The organism is Bacillus sp. P4_D3 (assembly GCF_056401855.1).
This window is the reverse complement of the sequence record NZ_JBFUIN010000221.1, coordinates 1-5354: the sequence shown is the minus strand read 5'-3', so window position 1 is coordinate 5354 and position 5354 is coordinate 1. Positions and strand designations below refer to the sequence as shown.

Here is a 5354-nt window from a genome sequence, read left to right as displayed (position 1 = left end):
CCATCATACATCACTTTGCTCCGTTTCGTTGAGGAAATAGCATATAAAGAAGGGTATCAAGTAATAGTTTGTAATATAGAAAATAAGAATAGATACATAGATATGTTGGAGCAAAATAACATTGCAGGCGTTATAATGACGAAATCTGTTTTTCGAAGTATAGGAGAGATCTCACTTCCTTTCGCTGTGCTTGAAGGACGGCAATCTCTTATGAGCTATTATGAAAGTGGACAGAAAGCTGTTTCTTTATTAAAAGAGAAAGGCTGCCAGTTTCTTGCTTATATCGGTGAGGGAGTAGAGAGTGAAGAAATGGAAGAGCATGTGGCAGGATTTCTAGATACTGCTTGGAAAGAAGGACTTTCTTATCGAGAGGAAATTGTCCAAGGGTATACGAATCAACAGTTTCTTGAATTGTTACAAAAGCATCCATACATAGATGGGGTTGTAGCTTCAAGTGATAAGGTCGCTATTGAGCTAATCAGGGCGGCGAAAACTCTTAATATTCATATACCAGGTAATTTGCAAATCATTGGATTTAACGGGAGTTTAGAGGGTGAATGGATAAGTCCATCATTAACGACGATTGGAAGTTATATCGAAGAAAATGGGGAAATAGCTTTTCAGCAGTTAATAGGAAAAATAAAGAAGAAACAAGTGGAACAAGAAGAAGTGGAAACAGAATTTAGATGTATTGAGAGAGAAACAACAAAGTAAAAGGTGCGTTTTTAAAACGCACCTTTTATAGTGTAATTGCGGCAATAAAGCCGAATATAAGTAACGGTATATTATAGTGTAGAAATGTTGGAACACATGTATCCCATATATGATGGTGCTGACCATCAGCATTTAAACCGGACGTTGGTCCAAGTGTACTATCAGATGCTGGAGAACCTGCATCACCAAGTGCACCAGCTGTACCGATAATTGCGATTGTAGCCATGGGACTAAATCCGAGCTGGACGCATAACGGTACGAAAATTGTTGTTAAGATTGGGATGGTTGAAAAGGAAGAACCAATTCCCATCGTAACGAGAAGTCCAATAACCAGCATAAGAAATGCAGCAAGCGGTTTATTATTTCCGATTATATGTGCACTCGCTTGCACAAGAGATTCAACATGTCCAGTTTTTCGAAGAACAGCGCCAAATCCAGCGGCAGAAATCATAACAAATCCGATAAAGGACATCATACGCATTCCGCTCGTTAAAATAGCATCGGCTTCTTTAAGAGGGAGACTACCGCTAACTGATAAGACGATAATACCTGCTAAAGCACCAAAAATCATTGATTCTGTTGCTAATTGCACAGTTAATGTAGCGAGTATTGATAATAAACCAAAAGTAATGCTTCTTTTCGTATAGGGAACGATTTCATTCTGTGCAGCATGAATTTGTTCTGTTGCATATGTACGTGGTTTTCGGTATGTAATGAAAACTGCTACACATAATCCGATAATCATACCGATTGCTGGAATAGTCATCGCTTTTGGAATAAGTGCGACATCAAATGTAAGACCGCTTTGCGCAGCATTTGTTTGTAATACGTCATGATAAATTTTTCCGAATCCTGCTGGGACCCACATGTAAGGGGTAATTAATCCAAATGTAATAAGACATGTTACAAGCCTACGATCCACCCTCAGCTCATTTAATACTTTCAAAAGTGCTGGAATTAAGATTGGGATGAAGGCGATATGAACAGGGATAATATTTTGTGAGAAACAAGCCATTGTTAAAATGATAAATAATATAAGTATTTTAGAATAGACTTGTTTTTTCGTGTCTTGTTCGTTGCCGATCCATTTTAAAGCTGATTGGATCATTGCATCAGGAAGTCCTGTTTTTGAAAGGGAAATAGCAAATCCACCGAGCATTGCGTAGCTTAATGCGATAGGAGCACTGTTCCCAAGACCGGCTGTAAAAGTACTAATTGTTTCTGAAATACCGAGTCCGCCGATAAGTCCGCCTGTTAAAGCTCCAACGATAATGGCGACAATGACTTGGACACGTAACAAACTAAGCAGTAGCATGACTGCTACTGCGATGAGTACAGCGTTCATAATAAATGTAATCTCCCTAATTTTTATTCTGTTAAGGCAAGCAAGTGTTTGTAGTGACATATACTTGCGACATATCATTATAAAATGTTTTCTATGAAATGTAAAAGAGCCTTTCGTTATGTATGTTGAAAAGATAGTTCTTGTTTAATTGATTGTAAAGATTTGGCGAATAGTTCAGGCTCTTCTAAATCTGGAGAATGTGCCGAGTTTGGAAACCAAACCATCTTTTTAATAGGAGCTTGAATGATATCGCAATATTGTTGAACGAGTGCATAAGGAGTTTGATAATCATAGCGACCAGAACAAAAATAAACAGGAACAGATAAACTTGAAATAGACGAAAAGAAATCGATTGTTAGCATCTCTTCCCATAAAACTCCGGATTTTAAATTTCCTGCGAGAAATTTGAACCAGTCTAATAGCGTATATTCAGGAGAAAAGAAACCTTTTCGTATGAAAGAAAAGGAAGATCCGTTTTGTATTGCTCCGCCAAATGTACCAAGCCACTTTCTTTGAATAATGAGACGTCTCGTATCTAAAAAGGGTGGTTTCCCTAACTTTAAAAGAGAAGCTAATGCCTTTTTATGGTCATGTTTTTTTGCAGAGCTAATTAAATGTCGGTATAGTAATTCTTCGTTTTGCTTCATATGTACGATTTGACCGATGCCGATGTATGCTTCTATATATTTGGGATATTGACTAGCGATTTGCAGTCCGATAATACTCCCCCAAGAATGCCCAGCGAGAAACAATTTCTGTTTTTTAAAGCGTCTAAGAAGATAGTGAATGACTTCTTTTGCATCTGAAATAAATTGATCAATCGTAAAATTTGTTTGGATATCTCGCCATAAAAAGGATTTACCTGCCCCGCGTTGATCCCAATTAATAACGATAAAGTGCTTTTCTAACTCTTTTTGAAAATGACGAATAAAGCCGATTTGTGCCATACCAGGTCCACCGTGACAGCATAATAAAATAGGCTGTTCCACGTTTTGTCCGCGTATAAGGAGAGATTGTTTCCGGTCATTAATCATAACGCTTTCTATCGTAGCGATACTGTTAGGGATTAATTGCTTCTTTTCGTTATAAAACTGTGGTGTATAGCTACGAAAAAGCATATGTAAACCTCCTTTTCTTAAATGGTATGAATCGCACAGGCTCTTTCTTTTGCATATACTACTAGAAAATCATTGTATCATAACATACTGGTTTGATTTCAAGTTTAGGCGATTAAGAGAGGAGGGAGAATGTGACGATTGGAGAAATTATTGATTCTTTAAATAGACGCGAATCAATCGCTATTATAGCGAAACGGCTTGAAATGAGCCCATATACATTATCAAAGAAGTTAAGGGTGATTGGATATGAATATGATGGAGAGCAGAAAAAACGTATCTTTATAGGTGATGGTGAAGAGCCACGTCATTTGCAAATCCAAGAAGCTACTGCCCTTCAATATGCAAAAACAGACTATCAATTACTAATTTATGAACAATTACAAAGCATTTATGAATTGCTAAGAAAAAGAGAAGAAATAAGTGTTCAAATTATAAGTAAGAGCACAGAGAAAAAGAAACGAACCTTTTCAATTAATATAGAAGTATTAGCAAGACTAGATGTTATATCGGAATCGAAAGGGATTCAAAAGTCTAAAATTGTAGAAGAAGCACTACATGAATTTTTGCAACGGTATGATGTTAATCATGAAACGTATCCAGAGAAATAAAAGAAAGGATACTATGTTCCATATAAGAGCGTGTATCCTTTTTGTCTTATTTCATTTCATTTTTTGTTTCGAAAAGTAATATAGGAACCAAACGGCATGATTTTGTTCATCAGCTGCTGCGCGCCGAAATGTTTCTTTCACTTGTTGATTTGTCGTTTCGTCTGCAATTTCTAAGTAAAAATCAACTGTTCGTTGCTCATCTTGTATAGCGAATTCTAATCCGTTCAAATAAAGAGTTGGACATTCTTCAGTGATTTGGGGCTGAGGGTTTTTACCGGTTAAAAGGGTGTAGATTTGTACAAATTGGTGAAAATGTTTTATTTCATCTTGCCGAATTTCAAGGATTTGATTTCGTTCATTTATGTCTGGAGCTAAATTAGCTAATTTAGCATAACAATGAATGGCGCTATATTCTCCATTAATTGCTTTCTCAATACTACGAATGAGTTTGTCATTTTGTCGATATAATGTATCGTCATTGTTTGGATAGAAATACATACAAACCCTCCTATTATAGTTTTCTATATACTACGAGGAAACAAGGGGCTATGTGCTTATCCTTTACTGCACTAGAAGAATGACAATACGTATGACTCTAAAAGAAGAAGCTCCTTGCATATAAAAAGGAGCTTCTTCTTTCGAGTGTCACGCACTAGTTTGAATAGTATTTAGTTGATTTTTTGAATACGTCCATCAATAATTGGCTGAATTGGTTCTTTCACTTGTTTTACATAATCGACTAATGCTTCAAAATCGTTTGGACCAGTTTCAGTATTTTTTCCATTTTTAAAGGATACAAATCCATCGCCGCCAGAAGCTAGGAAGGCATTTGCAACTACGCTATACGTTTTCGTGGAAACTAATTCTTCACCATTGGTTAAACGGATATTCGTAACCTTTTCACCATTTGGTTTAATTGCATCCCAAGTGTATTGGATACCTGAAATTTGGAGCATTCTCGTTGTTCCTTTTTGCCATTGTTGATTTAAAATTTCACGAATATCTTGACCTGTTAAATCCATTTTAATTAATTGATTTCCGAAAGGCTGAATACCATATAACTCGCCCCATGTAATATCTCCAGCGTCTAGATCATTGCGAATTCCACCAGGATTCATAAGAGCGATTTGTGTTTGCATTGTTTGGCGCTGTGCATCGGCAATTAAATTTCCAAGGGTAGATTCACCAGCATCGTTTTGTTTACGGTCGATAGGTGCTGTAGATTTTCCGACAACTTCATTTACAAGCGGTGCAATTTTTTCTTTATATTGATCTAACTTTTGTTTTACTTGTTTATCAGGTTCTACACCTTCATGATATGTTGTGATAACTTCAGCTTTTTTCTTCACAATATCTTTTGTTTTTCTATCAATTGTTACATCTACGTCCGAGAAAGCCATTCCGTAAGAGTTCGCCTGTACGATGAGTTTATTATTTACAGTACCATTTACGTATGTATGACTATGTCCGCCGAAAATAACATCAACTTCGGGATCTGTTTCATTTGCAATGCGAGTAAGGTCACCGTTTGTTACACCAGTGTCATCAGTTGTACCTCCAACGTGTGCA

6 protein-coding genes are annotated in these 5354 nt (G+C 36.6%); 2 read left to right on the top strand and 4 right to left on the bottom strand.

The features are described from left to right. Positions 1-714, top strand: a 714-nt coding sequence (locus tag AC1DTM_RS17685) for a substrate-binding domain-containing protein (RefSeq protein ID WP_477000573.1), incomplete at its 5' end; no start/stop codon positions are given. Between the two features lie 25 nt (positions 715-739). On the opposite strand, the gene AC1DTM_RS17680 is transcribed toward AC1DTM_RS17685, so the two are convergent. Then, entirely contained in the window at positions 740-2059 is a 1320-nt protein-coding gene (locus tag AC1DTM_RS17680; protein WP_477000572.1) for a Na+/H+ antiporter family protein, read from the bottom strand. A 116-nt stretch (positions 2060-2175) separates the two neighbouring features. Continuing rightward, complete coding sequence (locus AC1DTM_RS17675) at positions 2176-3177, bottom strand: alpha/beta fold hydrolase (RefSeq protein ID WP_002111650.1); 1002 nt, start codon at positions 3175-3177, stop codon at positions 2176-2178. A gap of 131 nt (positions 3178-3308) precedes the next feature. On the opposite strand from AC1DTM_RS17675, the gene AC1DTM_RS17670 reads away from it, so the two are divergent. Next, entirely contained in the window at positions 3309-3785 is a 477-nt protein-coding gene (locus tag AC1DTM_RS17670; protein ID WP_002067020.1) for a ribbon-helix-helix domain-containing protein, read from the top strand. A gap of 51 nt (positions 3786-3836) precedes the next feature. Here the strand turns inward: AC1DTM_RS17670 and AC1DTM_RS17665 are convergent, their stop codons facing one another. Together AC1DTM_RS17665 and AC1DTM_RS17660 are read right to left on the bottom strand one after the other, a co-directional pair. Then, positions 3837-4283, bottom strand: a complete 447-nt coding sequence (locus tag AC1DTM_RS17665) for a ferritin-like domain-containing protein (protein WP_002199426.1) — start codon at positions 4281-4283, stop codon at positions 3837-3839. Positions 4284-4453: 170 nt separating this feature from the next. Next, positions 4454-5354, bottom strand: a 901-nt coding sequence (locus tag AC1DTM_RS17660; RefSeq protein ID WP_477000571.1) for a bifunctional metallophosphatase/5'-nucleotidase, incomplete at its 5' end; no start/stop codon positions are given.

Bases quoted from the DNA above. Each gene is read 5' to 3' on its own strand.
- AC1DTM_RS17680 (WP_477000572.1), bottom strand. From the start codon at position 2,059: ATGAACGCTGTACTCATCGCAGTAGCAGTCATGCTACTGCTTAGTTTG.
- AC1DTM_RS17675 (WP_002111650.1), bottom strand. From the start codon at position 3,177: ATGCTTTTTCGTAGCTATACACCACAGTTTTATAACGAAAAGAAGCAA.
- AC1DTM_RS17665 (WP_002199426.1), bottom strand. From the start codon at position 4,283: ATGTATTTCTATCCAAACAATGACGATACATTATATCGACAAAATGAC.